Source organism: Brenneria salicis ATCC 15712 = DSM 30166 (assembly GCF_003315515.1).
Taxonomy (GTDB): Bacteria; Pseudomonadota; Gammaproteobacteria; order Enterobacterales; family Enterobacteriaceae; genus Brenneria; species Brenneria salicis.
The window spans coordinates 70,993-87,287 of the sequence record NZ_QNRY01000011.1 but is presented as its reverse complement, the minus strand read 5'-3'; the positions used below and the strand labels follow the sequence as shown (position 1 = coordinate 87,287).

The window sequence follows — 16,295 nt, the reverse complement described above, 5'->3', positions numbered from 1 at the left end:
CCGGTTGGTGATTTGTGATTTTTGGCGATTGATCAGATCGCTCAACTCGGACTGAGTTCCCTCAAAGTGATCTACTATTTGGAACAGCTATTTAGAGCATAAACTCAGCGGCAATGTAACGAACAGATGGTCATTTTACCCTGTAACTAGGCCATCTCTATTTATACCCGTCATTTTAAGTTAAAGAGATGTTGGCTTTCTGCAATTATTTGTATATCAATATGCTATGTGTTGCTTAAACTGGTCAGATTTATTCCGTGGTCGACTCGTCGCCATCCTGGAATAAACGCCATCGGAGATTGTTACAGGTGTTTAAACTCGCTGGAGCAGGTATAATCTGCGCCCCGATTTCGTTTGCAAGACAGAAGACAATCATGGCATTACTCATTACCCATAAATGTATCAACTGCGATATGTGTGAGCCGGAGTGCCCTAATCAGGCCATCTCCATGGGTATGGATATCTACGAAATTGACGCAAGCCGATGCACCGAGTGTGTCGGACATTACAACACACCGACCTGTAAAAAAGTCTGCCCGATTGATAACACGATCATCAAAGATCCTGCCCATCCAGAAGATAACGCGCAGTTGTGGGAAAAGTTCGTCTTAATGCACCATGCGGACAGCCTCTGAGCGCTAACTTTCAATGATTACCGTGGCGCAAGCATAACGGCGTTCATCCGCCAGAGTAAGATGTACGTATTTCACCCCCATGCACTCGGCAAGTTCCGCCGCCCTGCCGAGAAAACGCAAACAGGGTTTGCCCTGCTCATCGTTGAATATTTCAAACTGACTAAACGCCAGCCCATCACGAATACCTGTACCAAACGCTTTCGCCGCCGCTTCTTTGGCGGCGAAACGTTTGGCAAGGAAACGAATCGGTTGCTGATGTTGCTGATATTGCATCCATTCCCTATCCGTTAAGATGCGGCGCGCCAAACGCTCACCGCTACGTTCGACGACTGCGGTAATACGAGCAACTTCGACAATGTCTGTGCCAAGCCCAAGAATCGGCATTAACGACGAGCATCCTTCATCAGGCGTTTCATTTCCGCAACGGCTTCGCTTAATCCACCCATGACGGCGCGACCGATAATGGCATGGCCGATATTCAATTCATGTATTTCCGGTAAAGCCGCGACAGGCTGGACGTTGTGATAGGTTAATCCGTGTCCGGCATTCACTTTCAGGCCCCTTCCGACAGCATAACTGGCCGCATCTCGGATACGTTCAAATTCATGCTGACGCTCGCTGTCGCTGGATGCATCCGCATACGCGCCAGTGTGGATTTCAATATAAGGCGCGCCGCTGACGACAGCCGAGTCAATCTGCCGTTTGTCAGCATCAATAAACAGAGAAACCTGAATGCCAGCCTGAGTCAACCGGGCGACGGCATCATTCATTTTCTCTTGTTGACCAGCAACATCCAGTCCACCTTCCGTGGTCACTTCCTGACGCTTCTCCGGCACAAGACAACAGAAATGGGGTTTCAGTTCGCAGGCAATCCCCAGCATTTCTTCCGTCACGGCCATTTCCAGATTCATACGGGTTTGAATGGTTTCCCGCAAAATACGCACGTCGCGATCGGTTATATGACGCCGATCTTCACGCAAATGTACGGTAATGCCATCGGCGCCAGCCTGTTCAGCTACAAATGCAGCCTGAATCGGATCAGGATACGCCGTTCCGCGGGCATTACGCAGGGTTGCGATATGATCAATGTTAACGCCCAGCAACAACTCAGCCATGATAAAGCCTCTAAAAAGTAATGCGTAATGTCTGGAGTTTACACCGATGTGTGGGTTTCTGGGTATCGGCAAGCGAGTATTATTTCTCAGAAGATGGCGTTTCAGACGCGTTGAATGCGGGGACAAACTGGCGGAACAGTTCCCGGCTTTTCAGTGACTTACCGCCAAGATAGGGCTTTAGCGCCATGCGGGTAAAGCGTTTTGCCGCCCGTAATGTCACCGTATCGGGAAACTCCCGTGATGCCAGCGCACGCAACTCATAACCAGTAAAACTGTTATTATCAATAATCAGGCTGGCAATAAATCCTTTCTCTTCGCGATACCGATATGTCATGGTGTCAACGATCGGTTCACCACTGCCCGCACAATGCAGAAAGTCCACACCGTAACCAAGATATCCCAACAGCGCCAGTTCAAAACGCCGCAATGCAGGCTCAGGCGAGGCATCCTGAGAAGCAAGTTGTTGTAAACAATGGAGGTAATCGAAAAAGAGCGCTGAATAGTTGGTTTCATGTTCCAGCACACGCACCAATAGCTCATTCACATACAGACCGCTATACAACATGATGCCGGATAGAGGAAGCGCCAGCGATACCGGTTCCGCATTACGCAACGTCTTCACTTCTCCCCGACCGCTCCAGCGCACCAGCAAAGGCGTAAAGGGCTGCAAACAGCCTTTCAGACTGGAACGCCGCGCCCGCGCGCCTTTTGCCAGCACTCGCACCCGCCCGTCGCTTTCACTGAACAGATCCAGCAATAAACTGGTTTCGCTGTAAGGTCGCCCATGTAAGACAAATGCGCGTTGCCAGCCTTCCATCGGCGCGGGCCTTACATGTCTTCGCTGTAACCGAGGCTTCGCAGGGCGCGTTCATCATCCGCCCAACCTGATTTTACTTTTACCCAAAGTTCGAGGTGAACTTTGGTTTCAAACATTTCTTCCATGTCCTGGCGAGCTTCAATGCCGATCGTTTTGATCTTGGCACCCTTGTTACCGATGACCATTTTCTTTTGGCCTTCACGCTCAACAAGGATCAAGCCATTAATGTCATAACCACCACGTTCATTGGTTATAAAACGCTCGATCTCGACCGTCACAGAATACGGCAATTCTTCGCCCAGAAAACGCATCAGTTTTTCGCGAATAATTTCTGACGCCATGAAGCGCTGTGAACGATCGGTAATATAGTCTTCCGGGAAATGGTGATCAGCCGGCGCAAGGTGCTTACGCACAATACTGGCTATGGTATCGACATTGGTTCCTTTTTCCGCGGAAATCGGCACCACATCCAGGAAATTCATTTGCTGGCTGATAAATTGGATATGCGGCAACAGCTTGGTTTTATCCATGACGTTGTCCACTTTATTAATTGCCAACACAACAGGATGCTTCTGATCTCTCAGCTTATTCAATACCATCTCATCGTCAGCGTTCCAATGCGTCCCTTCCACCACGAAAATGATCAGTTCAACATCGCCGATTGAACTGCTGGCCGCCCGGTTCATCAGGCGATTAATCGCCCGCTTCTCTTCGATATGCAGCCCAGGCGTATCCACATAGATAGCCTGATAAGGGCCTTCCGTATGAATGCCCATAATCCGGTGGCGCGTTGTTTGGGGTTTACGCGACGTAATCGAAATCTTCTGCCCCAGCAACTGATTCAGTAAGGTTGACTTACCGACGTTAGGCCGACCGACAATCGCGATAAAACCGCAGTATGTCTGTTCTTCGCTCATTCAAGCTCCAGTTTTTTCAACGCTTGTTCTGCCGCAGCCTGTTCAGCCTTCCGGCGGCTCGAACCAGTACCAATTACCGATTCACTAAAACCACTGACCTGACAGTGGATCGTAAATTCCTGATCGTGCGCCTCGCCGCGAACCTGCACCACCAGATAGGTCGGCAGCGGTAAGTGACGTCCTTGCAAAAATTCCTGCAACCGAGTTTTGGGATCTTTTTGCTTATCGCCGGGACTTATTTCGTCCAACCGGCTTTTATACCAGTTAAGGATCAAACGCTCGATCGTCTGGATATCACTGTCGAGGAATATACCGCCGATCAAGGCTTCCACCGTATCAGCAAGAATGGATTCCCGACGGAAACCGCCGCTCTTTAACTCGCCGGGCCCAAGACGCAGGCACTCGCCCAGTTCAAATTCACGCGCGATTTCCGCCAGCGTATTACCACGCACCAACGTCGCACGCATGCGGCTCATGTCGCCTTCATCCACTTTGGGAAAACGATGATACAACGCATTGGCGATAACAAAGCTGAGAATCGAGTCCCCCAGAAATTCGAGTCGCTCGTTGTGCTTGCTGCTGGCACTGCGATGCGTCAGAGCCTGTAACAAAAGTTCATACTGCTGGAAAGTATAACCTAGCTTTCTTTGTAAACGATTTATCAGGATGGGGTTCATGTGTTACCAATAGATCAACGATGCGTCAAAAACAGCTGCATACGGAACAGCCCTGACTCGCTCATTACCAATCAAAACGGTTTCGTTTGCATCGGCTCCCGACAGGGAGCCTGCATTTATTCTTTTAAAAAAGAACGTTTCGAAAATAGTGTTTCAGTAAATATTCTACAACGAGCAGCATAATAATGCTGCGAGTTTATCGCTTTGGTTAATGAATACCGCCAATACGACTGAATCGCACACCGGTTGGCCACTCGCCTTCCTGTTTTTCAAAGCTCATCCAGATTGCGGTTGCTTTACCCACCAGATTTCTTTCCGGGACAAACCCCCAATAACGGCTATCCAGACTGTTATCGCGGTTATCGCCCATCATAAAATAGTGTCCGGCTGGCACCACCCAGGTCGCAAGCTGCTGTTGGGACTGCTGATAATATCCGCCCACCTGATCCTGCACGCCGGGAACCGTCAGAATGTTATGCGTCACATTACCCAAAGATTCTTTACGGATGCCCATACGAACACCATCAACGTTATTTTCACTCGCCGGAACCTGAAAGAAACCGCTGCGTGATTCCAGACCAGGCTGATTAAATGTCTGAACAAAATCGCTAGGCTGAACATTATTATAGGTCACAGCCAGCGCTTTATCACAACGTTGCTGACCATCGCAGGCAGGACTGATGGTTACTTGCTTGCTCATCGGGTTATAACTGACGCGATCGCCCGGTATGCCAACGACACGTTTGATAAAATCCACCTTTGGATCGGAAGGATATTTAAATACCACCACGTCACCACGTTTTGGATGTCCGGTTTCGATTAACGTTTTCTGGGTAAAGGGCTCTTTAATGCCGTAAGCGAATTTCTCTACCAGTATAAAATCCCCAATCAGCAATGTTGGCATCATTGAACCCGATGGTATTTGAAAGGGCTCATAAATAAAGGAACGCGCCACCAACACCAGCGCAACCACCGGAAATATTGATGCGACCGTTTCGACCCATCCAGGCTGCTCAGCCGATTTCGGCAAAGCAGGCTGCCCACCCGATGCCGCAAGTTTTTTTCGGCGCGCTGGTGCCCATACAAAACGATCCAAACACCAGACAATACCCGTGACAAGCGTCACAAGCGCCAAAATTACGGCAAACATATTGGCCATGCCAACTCCTCAGGATTTATTTATTGTCTTTGCCAACGTGCAAAATAGCCAGAAACGCTTCTTGCGGTAACTCCACATTACCTACTTGTTTCATACGCTTCTTACCGTCTTTCTGTTTCTGCAATAGTTTCTTCTTACGGCTCACATCGCCGCCATAGCACTTCGCCAGTACGTTCTTGCGCAGTTGCTTCACCGTGGATCGGGCAATAATGTGGTTGCCGATTGCCGCCTGAATCGCGATATCAAACTGTTGGCGCGGGATCAGTTCTTTCATCTTTTCCACCAGATCACGACCGCGATACTGAGAATTGTCCCGGTGGGTAATCAGCGCCAGGGCATCGACACGCTCGCCGTTAATCATTACGTCTACCCGCACCATGTCGGAAGCCTGGAAACGTTTGAAGCTGTAATCCAGTGAAGCATAACCGCGCGAAGTCGATTTCAGACGGTCAAAGAAATCAAGCACCACTTCCGCCATCGGAATTTCATACGTCAGCGCCACCTGATTGCCGTGGTAAACCATATTGGTCTGTACACCACGTTTCTCGATACATAGCGTAATGACGTTACCCAGGAACTCCTGCGGCATCAGCATATGACACTCGGCGATAGGTTCGCGCAACTCCTGAATATTATTCAACGGCGGCAGTTTGGAAGGGCTATCCACATAAACAATTTCATTAGCGGTGGTTTCCACTTCATACACCACCGTTGGCGCAGTGGTGATCAGATCGAGATCATATTCCCGTTCCAAACGCTCCTGAATGATTTCCATGTGCAACAGCCCAAGGAAACCACAGCGAAAACCAAAACCCAACGCGGTGGAGCTTTCCGGCTCATAAAACAGGGAGGCGTCATTCAGACTCAGTTTACCCAGCGCATCACGGAACGCTTCATAATCATCAGAACTGATGGGGAAAAGTCCGGCATAAACCTGCGGTTTCACTTTCTTAAAGCCCGGCAGCGCTTTCTCAGCCGGTTGACGCGCCAGCGTCAGCGTATCGCCTACCGGCGCGCCCAGAATATCTTTGATAGCGCAAACCAGCCAGCCCACCTCGCCGCAGTTCAACACCTCGCGATCAATCCGCTTAGGGGTAAAAATCCCCAACCGATCGGCGTTGTAAACCTGACCGGTACTCATCACCTTGATTTTGTCGCCTTTGCGCATCGAACCATTTTTGATGCGCACCAGTGAAACCACGCCAAGGTAGTTATCAAACCAGGAGTCGATAATCAACGCCTGCAACGGCGCGTCCGCGCTGCCGTTTGGCGGTGGAATATCGCGCACCAGACGTTCCAGCACATCCGGCACCCCGACACCGGTTTTAGCGGAGCAACGCGCCGCATCCGTCGCATCAATACCCACAATATCTTCAATTTCCTGGGCAACACGATCCGGATCAGCGGCAGGCAGGTCGATTTTGTTCAGCACCGGCACCACTTCCAGATCCATATCCAGCGCGGTATAGCAGTTCGCCAATGTCTGCGCTTCAACGCCCTGGCCCGCATCAACCACCAGCAACGCCCCTTCGCAGGCGGCCAGCGAACGAGAAACCTCGTAGGAGAAATCAACGTGTCCGGGGGTATCAATGAAGTTTAGCTGGTAGGTTTGCCCATCCTGCGCCTTATAATCCAGCGTCACGCTTTGCGCTTTTATTGTAATACCGCGTTCACGTTCCAGATCCATGGAGTCCAGAACCTGCGCAGCCATTTCACGTTCGGTTAAACCACCGCAAATCTGAATAATACGATCGGATAACGTCGACTTGCCGTGGTCGATATGGGCAATAATGGAGAAATTTCGTATATGCTTCATTATAAAAATTTTTCTACCTTGATATTTCTGAAATTCTTGCCGATGGGCATGCGCATTAGGTGAAACCAGCCGCGATGTTATTCCACCTGAATCGCAACATTCTACATGTCAGAAGAGCGAAAACCTAGTCATGTCCCATGCATTACCATTGATTATGGCGGTTTTATTCACAATGGCGGAAGAGCAAGACAAAAGCGAAAAGTAAACAGGCGAACATGACGGAAAAGGGTACAGGATAATCAAAAGGCACTGGCAAAATCATCCGTAATAAACGCCCGCGCTATGACTGAGAAACGGGGTTAATTTGCAGTAATTCTCCCGGTAGCGCAATCTGCAGGATAAGAGGTTCATAACGATTATTTTTGCCCAATCGTTTCGCCCAAAGCTTTACCGAGACAAAAGCCATACCACCACCGACAAACGCCCCGAACATGGCGGATAAATCACTGGCAAAAAACATCTGGAACAACGACGCGCCGAAAAGCAACCCCAGCAAAGGTAAGAAGTAGACCACCACTGCGGAACGCAGCAGACTGGCTTCGGCGATGCCCAGTTCAATACGCTGCCCTATCTCAAGTGGTTGTCCGCAAGACACCGTCAAGAGATGATCGGCAGAAGCCCCCAGTTGATTCAGCAATCCGGTGCCGCAGGTCGAGCGGGATTTACAGCTTCCGCAACCGGAACTCTGCTCACAACGCACGACAGCGATACCGTTCTGCCATGAAACAACCGTTGCCCACTCTTTAATCATTACTACGCCTTCCGAATAACGTTGTCTGCAATGCGCTTAGCCGTGGCGGGAGGAATTTCGCCAACAATGGTGATCTCGTAATTATTACGCACTTCCGTATGGATTGAACGCCTTCCTGTGCGCATTGCCTGTTCGGGACGAACATCAGGCGAAGGACTGACATTAATCGAAAAACTGAACAGGCCATCGCTGTATAAACGCGTCTCCACGGGAAGATTGGTGCCCGGCACGATTCTACGACTATGGGAAATTTCCTTCATACCGACAGGCAGCCACTCCGGATTCCAGGCGAAATTAACATTTTCCGATGTTGGCGCGGGCACGGAAGGCGGCAACTTGATGCGATCCAACGGTCGCAAGACATTAGCGATCTCATCATCAATAATCAGCGACGTGACTAAAAATTGCTCCAGGCGCTCCCCATTGCGATCTTGCAAATCAACCCGTAGAGGCAATTGGGAATGAGCATCAAGCCAGACGGCATAACTATAACGCGTCGCATCCCGGGAGATGATGCGGATGCCGACGGCTAAACGATCAGCAATACGCACTCGCCCATCGGCGGGGACAAAGTCGTAGTACATGGACAGTTTTTTGAAATCCGTATAAACCAAAGCGGGCAACGAATCAACAATATGATCGCCAGTCAGTGAAAAAGGCTCAAGCCCGGAATCAAAATAGCTGATCTCATTACCGCGCTGGATGATTTCACGCCGTGGCCCGTCCATGAACACCAGTTGCGCCACAGAACGGTTGTTCAGCACGGCATGCCGATATCGGACTGACTCAAAGCCTTGCGGGGTGATGTTGATAAAAGAAAGTTCGTAATTCAACGAACGACTGGCGCTGTTCATCTGTTGCAACAACGCCCCGGACTCAGTTTGAGCCGGGGCGAAGGTGGAATAGAACAGGTTGCCAATCAGCAAACAGGCGACAAATAAAACACGCTTCATTACTGAGGCTGAGTTCCTAATGATTGAGTTCCGGGAACCTGAATGGCGGCTTGCTGATCATCATGCGGTTGAACCTGTTCAGCATGCAGCCGACGCTGCAATTCATAGTCCTGCAAAATCGCATTGAGGCGGTTGCGTTGCGCATCGGATTTTTGCTGTCCGTTGTGGGGGGCGGACACGCTGTCTGACGGCGTTCCCAGACTAACCGGAGAGGCGGTTCCTGACGCGGGCAGGGTACGGAACAAAGCAGACTCGCCTGTCTGCTCGGCAACACCGGGTTGATTGTAACTCTGCACGCCGACAATCACCACCAGCGAAACGCAGGCAGTCACGCCAACCTGAGTCAATTGACTCGCCCAGGGACGGATCTTGTGCCAAAACGCCATCTGCGGCCAACGAGAAGGATGCGGTTGAGACTCAGGTTGCGCTTGATGAACCAGACGAACAGGCTCCTGTTCGATTGCGGCCGCGACACGGGAGGCGATATCCAAATGAATCACTTTTTCATCAATATCACCACGCAACGTATCACGAATCAAATGGTATCTTTGCCAACTTTGCTGCAATTTGTCATCGCGTGACAAAGCATTGAGCAGTTCAGAATCGACTGCCTCACCATCCATTAAAGCGGAAAGCTTCTCTTTCTGCATACCGACACCCTTATCTTGTCAAATCCATCATTAATCATGCGAATAGCTGAAAATGAACTAACGCTGAATAAGCGGTTGTACTTTATTATCAATAGCTTCCCGTGCCCGAAAGATACGAGAACGAACAGTGCCGACGGGACAATCCATAATGACGGCAATCTCTTCGTAGCTCAGTCCATCCAACTCGCGCAACGTAATCGCCAGGCGCAAATCTTCCGGTAAAGATTCAATAGTCCGAAAAACGATGCTTCGTAATTCTTCTGACAACATTAAGTTCTCAGGGTTCGAAATTTCTTTCAGCGCGCCTGCATTTTCATAGTTTTCAGCGTCATTGGCATCAATGTCGCTGGATGGAGGGCGCCGTCCCTGTGCGACCAGATAGTTTTTCGCTGTATTCACGGCAATACGATACAGCCACGTATAAAAGGCACTATCGCCCCGGAATGAATCCAATGCGCGATATGCTTTAATAAATGACTCCTGCACCACGTCAGGGACATCGCCCTGAGGCACATAACGCGATACCAGGCTCGCTACCTTATGCTGGTAACGAACGACCAGCAAATTAAACGATTTTTGATCGCCTTTCTGGACTCGCTCGACCAGTACCTGATCTGCCAGCTGCTCGCTCATCCGAGGTAATATCTCCTCAAACCGTTCTCCACACGTAAATAGTACTGCCAGCCATAATAAGTTATACCGGAGCAAGCTGTAGCTTAGAACCAGCGCCCGACATAAAGTTCCCGGTCATGATTTTTTCTTCTGCGTCGCCGCCCCTGGATTCGGATACCGCAACCCATCATTTTTCGAACTAATCAGAAGCGCAGACTTGGGATCATACGATAAATTCATGGCATTAGCACGATTCTCACCGGCCTGACGCCCGGTATTTATACATCTTTACAGGGGGTGAAAAATCAATACATGAATAAATAATTGGGTGCTAACATCGATTCTCATCTTCTCTCTTGCATCAATGGCACGAATATGCAACCGACCTTAGAACATACCTGTGATGTGTTAATCATCGGCAGCGGCGCTGCCGGCCTTTCTCTCGCCCTTCGCCTGGCTTCCCACGCAAACGTTACCGTCCTCAGCAAAGGCCCGCTGAACGAGGGCGCGACGTTTTATGCTCAAGGCGGGATTGCGGCTGTTTTTGATGAAACCGACAGTATCGATTCGCACATTGGAGACACGCTGATCGCCGGTGATGGTTTATGCGAACGCGAAACTGTCGAATTCATCGCCAGCAATGCCAAACACTGTGTTCAGTGGTTAATCGAACAGGGCGTACTATTTGATACCGAAACCAGCACCAGCGGTGAAGAACGCTATCACCTCACCCGCGAAGGCGGACATAGCCACCGCCGGATCCTGCATGCCGCCGACGCCACAGGAAAAGAAGTCGAAAATACGCTGGTCAAGCAAGTGCTGGCGCATCCTAACATTCGTATCATGGAACGCAGCAACGCCGTCGATCTGATTACTTCCAATAAGCTGGGGCTGCCCGGTATGCGACGTATTGTCGGCGCATATATCTGGAACCGCGAACGGGAAGCGGTGGAAACCTGTCGGGCGAAAACCGTGGTGCTGGCCACCGGCGGCGCGTCCAAAGTCTACCAGTACACCACCAACCCGGATATCTCCTCCGGCGACGGTATCGCCATGGCCTGGCGAGCGGGTTGTCGGGTGGCAAATCTTGAATTCAACCAGTTCCATCCAACCTGTTTATTCCATCCGCAGGCGCGGAATTTTCTGCTGACGGAAGCGTTGCGTGGCGAAGGCGCTCACCTCAAGCGGCCGGACGGCACCCGTTTCATGCCGGACTTTGATTCCCGGGGCGAACTGGCGCCGCGAGATGTGGTTGCAAGAGCCATCGACCACGAGATGAAACGCCTTGGCGCGGACTGCATGTATCTGGATATCAGCCATAAACCGGAGATATTCATCAAACAGCATTTCCCCACCATCTACGAAAAGTTGTTATCGCTGGGCATCGATTTGACCAGGGAAGCGATTCCTATCGTTCCGGCAGCGCATTACACTTGCGGCGGCGTGATGGTTGATCAGCACGGACGCACCGATCTGGATGGATTGTATGCGATTGGCGAAGTGAGCTATACCGGCTTGCACGGCGCCAACCGCATGGCATCCAACTCATTATTGGAGTGTCTGGTCTACGGCTGGTCGGCAGCGGAGGATATTCTGCAACGCTTGCCGCAGATCAAACCCATCAAGAAGCTGCCCGCATGGGATGAGAGCCAGGTCGATAACTCGGACGAACAGGTAGTGATTCAACATAACTGGCATGAGTTGCGCCTGTTTATGTGGGATTACGTCGGCATCGTGCGCAGCACCAAACGACTGGAACGGGCGCGGCGTCGCATCATCATGCTGCAACAGGAAATTGATGAGTATTACGCGCATTTCCGCATCTCGAATAATCTGCTGGAGTTACGCAATCTGGTGCAGGTTGCCGAGTTGATTGTGCGTTGCGCGCTGGAAAGAAAAGAAAGCCGCGGGCTGCATTACACGCTGGATTATCCGCAACAAGCAGACACGCCGCCACAGCCGACCATCCTGACGCCCTAGCGCGCTGCATTATACCGCCCGCATCAATCGGGCGTTGCGGCACACACGGTGATAAGACCAGCACCGCGTGTGTCGTGATTTTTTGCAATACTGCATTTTGCAATTCTACATAAAAAGGTAAAAATCTTTTGTCAGGCGCTGAAAATCCGACGAGTAGTTTTTGGCGTCGTCACGAATCGCCAACTGTTGCGTCAGGCATTCTCCCGGTTGCCGGGATAGCGCCAGCAGCACACGATGCGCCGGACGGGACTTCGATTCGCTTATCGCCATACGCTGACGCACAAACCAGCCGCGCGGTTGCGCCAATGGCAGAAAAGCTTTCTCAACCTGAACGGGCAGCACCACGCAAAATAGACCATCAGGGGCCAGCTCACGCTGTGCGCAATCGAGCAGGACCTCATGTGTCAGAGACGTGGTATAACGGGCCTGAGCGCGCGACGCATTGGCACAGGCGACACCCGGCGCGAAATAGGGCGGATTACTGACGATCAACGAATAAACATGCTCAGCCGAGGCGGTAAAATCCACAATATCGCCTGCGTAAACGCGCATTCGCTGTGCCCAGGCAGATGCCGTGATATTGTCCGAGGCCTGCTGACTGGCGGCCAACTCTCGTTCAACCGCATCAATATAAACCTCGTTATCAGTGCGCTGCGCCAGCATCAGTGCAATCAATCCCGAACCACAACCAATATCCAGTATGCGTCGAGCGCCAACAATCGGCGCCCAGGCGCCCAACAATATGCCGTCAGTACCCACTTTCATCGCGCAGCGATCATGCGCCACAAAAAATTGCTTGAAGGTAAATCCATCCCGACGCAATGTCGGTTTATTATCAGAACAATGGCTCATCGTGGCGGATCCCAGACTGAAAACGCCGTAGCATAAGTTAATCTTCCCCCCAGGAAAAGCGCCGTTGGCTGTTTAAACAGGTGAAGAACCAGACTAATGCGACTATAATCAGCGCCCCAAACAGAGGTAGACCATGACTGCGACAAATTTTTCCGAGCTTGATCTTGATGACAGCCTGCTAGACGCACTGCGTGATATGGGTTATGAACGCCCGACCGCCATTCAGTTGGCCGCCATTCCACCCGCGATGGATGGCCGCGACGTGCTGGGCTCAGCCCCGACAGGCACCGGTAAAACCGCTGCCTATCTGCTGCCAGTGTTACAGCATCTTATAGATTTCCCTCGTAAAAAATCCGGGCCGCCGCGCATTTTGATCCTGACGCCAACCCGCGAACTTGCCATGCAAGTCGCTGATCAAGCTCGCGCAATGGCGGCGCACACGCATCTGGACATCGCGACCATCACCGGCGGCGTGGCCTATATGAATCACGCGGAAGTTTTCAGTGAAAATCAGGATGTGGTCGTCGCAACTACTGGTCGTCTGCTGCAATACATAAAAGAAGAAAACTTTGACTGCCGTGCCGTGGAAACACTGATTCTGGATGAAGCGGACAGAATGCTGGATATGGGATTCGCGCAGGATATCGAACATATTGCCGGCGAAACCCGTTGTCGCAAACAGACGTTGTTGTTTTCCGCGACACTGGAAGGCAATGCGGTTAAAGATTTTGCCGAGCGTCTGTTGAACGAACCTGTCGAGGTCGAAGCCGATCCTCCCTCACGCCGTGAACGCAAAAAAATTCTGCAATGGTATTACCGGGCGGACGACATCAAACATAAAACCGCCCTGCTCTGCCACCAGTTGAAACAACCTGAAGCGACACGTTCGATTGTTTTTGTTCGCAAGCGCGAGCGTGTTCATGAGTTGGTGGCCTGGCTGCGTGAAGCAGGCATTACCGCTTGCTATCTTGAAGGGGAAATGGTGCAGGCCAAGCGCAATGAAGCGATCAAGTGTCTGGGCGAAGGCCGGGTGAATGTTCTGGTGGCCACCGATGTGGCGGCGCGCGGCATCGACATCAACGATGTCAGCCATGTATTTAACTTTGACCTGCCGCGCACCGCTGACACTTACCTGCACCGCATCGGACGTACCGGTCGCGCCGGACGCAAAGGGTGCGCCATCTCACTGGTCGAAGCACATGATCATCTGTTGCTGGGAAAAATTTCCCGTTATTTAAATGAACCGCTGAAACCCAGAGTCATTGATAAACTACGGCCGGTAACCAAAGCGCCCAGCGCCCAAACCACCGGAAAACCCTCCAAGAAAGCGCTGGCTAAACGCAAAGAGAAGAAAGAACAGGAAAAGGAAAAAGCGAAAGTGAGGGTTAAAGTGCGTCATCGCGATAGTAAAAATATCGGCAAACGCCGTCAGCCTGCCAGGAAAGTAGATGGAACAGCCAGCGAATAACACCGTTGGTTGAAACTTGCGGATACAATCGCAGACATAATAAAGGGAGCCGCGGCTCCCTTTTGCTATTGGGGTAAAACAAACGTCGTGGTTTACAGGCTTTCTGTAAAAGTACGGGTAATGACGTCGCGTTGTTGTTCCGGCGTCAGCGAGTTAAAACGCACGGCATAGCCAGAGACACGGATAGTCAGCTGCGGATATTTTTCCGGGTGCTTAACCGCATCTTCCAGCGTTTCACGACGAAGAACGTTCACATTCAAGTGTTGACCACCTTCTACACGTACTTCCGGTTTGATTTCCAACGGGATTTCACGATATTCGATCTGACCCAGATCGCTGACCGCCACCACTTCATCTTCGCTATAGCCGGATTTAGCGCAAACGCAACGCGCCTGAGATTTTTCTTCATCCAGCAGCCAGAAGGAGTTGATCAGAGCGCTATTGTTCGCTTTGGTGATTTGAATACCAGTAACCATTGTTGCCTCCGTAGAACGGCGTGTTATTGTCTTAATTGAAAATCGGAATCAGTAACGAACTACCATAAATGTTAACGATTAAATAAAACCAATTGCATATAACTTCTTATATACCAGTACGAACGCCACGTATCTTTGATTTAAATCAATTTTCAAATCCAGTTCAAAGAGCGTTTGAGGACAATTAATTGTTTTATATCAATTTAATTCGTCATCTTAATTGCAATTTTTTTATAAATTTTCAATTTTTTTTCAAAAAATGTACAGCGTGATATTTTCCCTGTCGTTACGGTTTTACCTCGACACAATTGAACGGTAAGCTATTCTCACGAAAATTCACCCTAAAAATGAAGAGTGCATGATGGCGACTTACCTCACCTGGCATGATGTGCTGGCAAAAGAAAAGCAGCAACCTTATTTTGTGAATACCCTTCAATTCATTGCGCAAGAACGCGCCGCAGGAAAAACCATTTATCCTCCCCAGAAGGATGTGTTTAACGCCTTCCGGATTACCGAGTTGCATCAGGTTAAAGTGGTTATTTTAGGCCAGGACCCGTATCACGGCCCCAATCAGGCACACGGATTGTCATTTTCTGTTCGCCCTGGTGTTCCGGCGCCGCCGTCGCTGGTGAACATCTATAAAGAACTGTCCACAGACATTCCAGGGTTTGACATTCCCGGTCATGGATTTTTGCAAAGCTGGGCTGAACAAGGCGTGATGTTACTCAATACCGTGTTGACGGTTGAAGCAGGACGCGCGCATTCACATGCCAATTTGGGTTGGGAAACCTTTACCGATCGCGTTATCGCCGCCTTGAATGAAAAACGTGAAGGCATTGTTTTTCTGCTGTGGGGCTCTCATGCGCAGAAAAAAGGCAGCATTATTGATCGCCAGCGCCACCATGTATTGAAATCCCCGCATCCCTCCCCTTTATCCGCCCATCGCGGCTTTTTAGGGTGTAAGCACTTTTCACAAACCAATCAGATCCTTGAAAAACAAGGTATAACACCGATCGATTGGAGGCCACAGTTACCTGAAAACGCGTAAAAAACCAGTCTGCCTTCGACACCGGGGGCAGCAAAACCACACGAGGATAAAATTATTTATAGAAAGTAGATAATGACAATAAATGCCGGGGATCACGAAACGGGGATGGTGATTTGGTGGAGCTAAGCGGGATCGAACCGCTGACCTCTTGCATGCCATGCAAGCGCTCTCCCAGCTGAGCTATAGCCCCACATAAGTGGAATGTTCGTAATATATTCAGAACCAAATTCTGAGGATTTGGTGGAGCTAAGCGGGATCGAACCGCTGACCTCTTGCATGCCATGCAAGCGCTCTCCCAGCTGAGCTATAGCCCCGTTTCCAACAGAAGAGTATCTGTGCGAACGGGTCGCATAATATGAAACCCGCTTA

Annotated in this window: 17 protein-coding genes and 2 tRNA genes; 4 read left to right on the top strand and 15 right to left on the bottom strand. The window is 50.5% G+C overall.

Features of this window, described 5'->3' with window-relative positions; translation table 11 throughout:
- Window positions 1-374 precede the first annotated feature (374 nt).
- Complete coding sequence (locus DES54_RS07255) at window positions 375-635, top strand: YfhL family 4Fe-4S dicluster ferredoxin (RefSeq protein WP_113865966.1); 261 nt, start codon at window positions 375-377, stop codon at window positions 633-635.
- 3 nt (window positions 636-638) lie between these two features.
- On the opposite strand, the gene acpS is transcribed toward DES54_RS07255, so the two are convergent.
- The 11 genes from acpS to rpoE all read right to left on the bottom strand — a co-directional run bounded on the left by acpS (window position 639) and on the right by rpoE (window position 10,123).
- Window positions 639-1,019, bottom strand: a complete 381-nt coding sequence (gene acpS, locus DES54_RS07250) for a holo-ACP synthase (RefSeq protein ID WP_113865965.1) — start codon at window positions 1,017-1,019, stop codon at window positions 639-641.
- A complete protein-coding gene (gene pdxJ, locus DES54_RS07245; RefSeq protein WP_113865963.1) occupies window positions 1,019-1,750 on the bottom strand; it encodes a pyridoxine 5'-phosphate synthase in 732 nt (243 codons plus the stop codon). Before pdxJ ends, acpS begins: the two co-directional genes overlap by 1 nt.
- 79 nt (window positions 1,751-1,829) lie before the next feature.
- Entirely contained in the window at window positions 1,830-2,567 is a 738-nt protein-coding gene (gene recO, locus DES54_RS07240; RefSeq protein ID WP_113865961.1) for a DNA repair protein RecO, read from the bottom strand.
- An 11-nt stretch (window positions 2,568-2,578) separates the two neighbouring features.
- Entirely contained in the window at window positions 2,579-3,484 is a 906-nt protein-coding gene (gene era / locus DES54_RS07235; protein ID WP_113865959.1) for a GTPase Era, read from the bottom strand.
- Window positions 3,481-4,161 (bottom strand): ribonuclease III, encoded by a 681-nt coding sequence (gene rnc, locus DES54_RS07230; RefSeq protein ID WP_113865957.1) that lies wholly within the window; start codon window positions 4,159-4,161, stop codon window positions 3,481-3,483. The genes era and rnc overlap by 4 nt, the downstream gene beginning before the upstream one ends.
- A gap of 208 nt (window positions 4,162-4,369) precedes the next feature.
- Window positions 4,370-5,320 (bottom strand): signal peptidase I, encoded by a 951-nt coding sequence (gene lepB, locus DES54_RS07225; protein ID WP_113865955.1) that lies wholly within the window; start codon window positions 5,318-5,320, stop codon window positions 4,370-4,372.
- A gap of 16 nt (window positions 5,321-5,336) precedes the next feature.
- A complete protein-coding gene (gene lepA, locus DES54_RS07220; protein WP_113865953.1) occupies window positions 5,337-7,136 on the bottom strand; it encodes a translation elongation factor 4 in 1,800 nt (599 codons plus the stop codon).
- 280 nt (window positions 7,137-7,416) lie between these two features.
- Window positions 7,417-7,887, bottom strand: coding sequence for a SoxR-reducing system protein RseC (gene rseC, locus DES54_RS07215; protein WP_113865951.1), 471 nt, complete (start codon window positions 7,885-7,887; stop codon window positions 7,417-7,419).
- Window positions 7,888-7,889: 2 nt separating this feature from the next.
- On the bottom strand, window positions 7,890-8,840 hold the full coding sequence (rseB, locus tag DES54_RS07210; RefSeq protein WP_113865949.1) for a sigma-E factor regulatory protein RseB: 951 nt from the start codon (window positions 8,838-8,840) through the stop codon (window positions 7,890-7,892).
- Window positions 8,840-9,490: an anti-sigma-E factor RseA gene (rseA, locus tag DES54_RS07205; protein ID WP_113865947.1), complete on the bottom strand. Its 651-nt coding sequence runs from the start codon at window positions 9,488-9,490 to the stop codon at window positions 8,840-8,842. Before rseA ends, rseB begins: the two co-directional genes overlap by 1 nt.
- A 57-nt stretch (window positions 9,491-9,547) precedes the next feature.
- Entirely contained in the window at window positions 9,548-10,123 is a 576-nt protein-coding gene (gene rpoE / locus DES54_RS07200) for an RNA polymerase sigma factor RpoE (protein WP_113865945.1), read from the bottom strand.
- 354 nt (window positions 10,124-10,477) lie between these two features.
- On the opposite strand from rpoE, the gene nadB reads away from it, so the two are divergent.
- The gene (nadB, locus tag DES54_RS07195) at window positions 10,478-12,082 is read left to right on the top strand and encodes an L-aspartate oxidase (RefSeq protein WP_113865943.1); all 1,605 of its coding nucleotides are present in this window, start codon (window positions 10,478-10,480) and stop codon (window positions 12,080-12,082) included.
- A 105-nt stretch (window positions 12,083-12,187) separates the two neighbouring features.
- Here nadB and trmN read toward each other — a convergent pair whose 3' ends face one another.
- Entirely contained in the window at window positions 12,188-12,934 is a 747-nt protein-coding gene (gene trmN, locus DES54_RS07190) for a tRNA(1)(Val) (adenine(37)-N(6))-methyltransferase TrmN (RefSeq protein WP_113865941.1), read from the bottom strand.
- A 133-nt stretch (window positions 12,935-13,067) separates the two neighbouring features.
- On the opposite strand from trmN, the gene srmB reads away from it, so the two are divergent.
- Window positions 13,068-14,402, top strand: a complete 1,335-nt coding sequence (gene srmB, locus DES54_RS07185; RefSeq protein ID WP_113865939.1) for an ATP-dependent RNA helicase SrmB — start codon at window positions 13,068-13,070, stop codon at window positions 14,400-14,402.
- A 92-nt stretch (window positions 14,403-14,494) separates the two neighbouring features.
- Here the strand turns inward: srmB and grcA are convergent, their stop codons facing one another.
- Window positions 14,495-14,878 carry an autonomous glycyl radical cofactor GrcA gene (grcA, locus tag DES54_RS07180; RefSeq protein WP_109055810.1) on the bottom strand — a complete coding sequence of 128 codons (384 nt, stop codon included), beginning with the start codon at window positions 14,876-14,878 and terminating at the stop codon, window positions 14,495-14,497.
- A gap of 361 nt (window positions 14,879-15,239) precedes the next feature.
- On the opposite strand from grcA, the gene ung reads away from it, so the two are divergent.
- Window positions 15,240-15,926: a uracil-DNA glycosylase gene (gene ung / locus DES54_RS07175; RefSeq protein WP_113865980.1), complete on the top strand. Its 687-nt coding sequence runs from the start codon at window positions 15,240-15,242 to the stop codon at window positions 15,924-15,926.
- Window positions 15,927-16,040: 114 nt separating this feature from the next.
- Here ung and DES54_RS07170 read toward each other — a convergent pair.
- Both DES54_RS07170 and DES54_RS07165 read right to left on the bottom strand, forming a co-directional pair.
- Window positions 16,041-16,116 (bottom strand) — tRNA-Ala (locus DES54_RS07170).
- Window positions 16,117-16,164: 48 nt separating this feature from the next.
- A tRNA-Ala gene (locus DES54_RS07165) sits at window positions 16,165-16,240 on the bottom strand.
- Between the last annotated feature and the right edge of the window lie 55 nt (window positions 16,241-16,295).

What these genes read in the sequence shown, in the direction of transcription:
- DES54_RS07255 (WP_113865966.1), top strand. Translation starts at nt 375, where the DNA reads ATGGCATTACTCATTACCCATAAATGTATCAACTGCGATATGTGTGAG.
- acpS (WP_113865965.1), bottom strand. Translation starts at nt 1,019, where the DNA reads ATGCCGATTCTTGGGCTTGGCACAGACATTGTCGAAGTTGCTCGTATT.
- pdxJ (WP_113865963.1), bottom strand. Translation starts at nt 1,750, where the DNA reads ATGGCTGAGTTGTTGCTGGGCGTTAACATTGATCATATCGCAACCCTG.
- recO (WP_113865961.1), bottom strand. Translation starts at nt 2,567, where the DNA reads ATGGAAGGCTGGCAACGCGCATTTGTCTTACATGGGCGACCTTACAGC.
- era (WP_113865959.1), bottom strand. Translation starts at nt 3,484, where the DNA reads ATGAGCGAAGAACAGACATACTGCGGTTTTATCGCGATTGTCGGTCGG.
- rnc (WP_113865957.1), bottom strand. Translation starts at nt 4,161, where the DNA reads ATGAACCCCATCCTGATAAATCGTTTACAAAGAAAGCTAGGTTATACT.
- lepB (WP_113865955.1), bottom strand. Translation starts at nt 5,320, where the DNA reads ATGGCCAATATGTTTGCCGTAATTTTGGCGCTTGTGACGCTTGTCACG.
- lepA (WP_113865953.1), bottom strand. Translation starts at nt 7,136, where the DNA reads ATGAAGCATATACGAAATTTCTCCATTATTGCCCATATCGACCACGGC.
- rseC (WP_113865951.1), bottom strand. Translation starts at nt 7,887, where the DNA reads ATGATTAAAGAGTGGGCAACGGTTGTTTCATGGCAGAACGGTATCGCT.
- rseB (WP_113865949.1), bottom strand. Translation starts at nt 8,840, where the DNA reads ATGAAGCGTGTTTTATTTGTCGCCTGTTTGCTGATTGGCAACCTGTTC.
- rseA (WP_113865947.1), bottom strand. Translation starts at nt 9,490, where the DNA reads ATGCAGAAAGAGAAGCTTTCCGCTTTAATGGATGGTGAGGCAGTCGAT.
- rpoE (WP_113865945.1), bottom strand. Translation starts at nt 10,123, where the DNA reads ATGAGCGAGCAGCTGGCAGATCAGGTACTGGTCGAGCGAGTCCAGAAA.
- nadB (WP_113865943.1), top strand. Translation starts at nt 10,478, where the DNA reads ATGCAACCGACCTTAGAACATACCTGTGATGTGTTAATCATCGGCAGC.
- trmN (WP_113865941.1), bottom strand. Translation starts at nt 12,934, where the DNA reads ATGAGCCATTGTTCTGATAATAAACCGACATTGCGTCGGGATGGATTT.
- srmB (WP_113865939.1), top strand. Translation starts at nt 13,068, where the DNA reads ATGACTGCGACAAATTTTTCCGAGCTTGATCTTGATGACAGCCTGCTA.
- grcA (WP_109055810.1), bottom strand. Translation starts at nt 14,878, where the DNA reads ATGGTTACTGGTATTCAAATCACCAAAGCGAACAATAGCGCTCTGATC.
- ung (WP_113865980.1), top strand. Translation starts at nt 15,240, where the DNA reads ATGGCGACTTACCTCACCTGGCATGATGTGCTGGCAAAAGAAAAGCAG.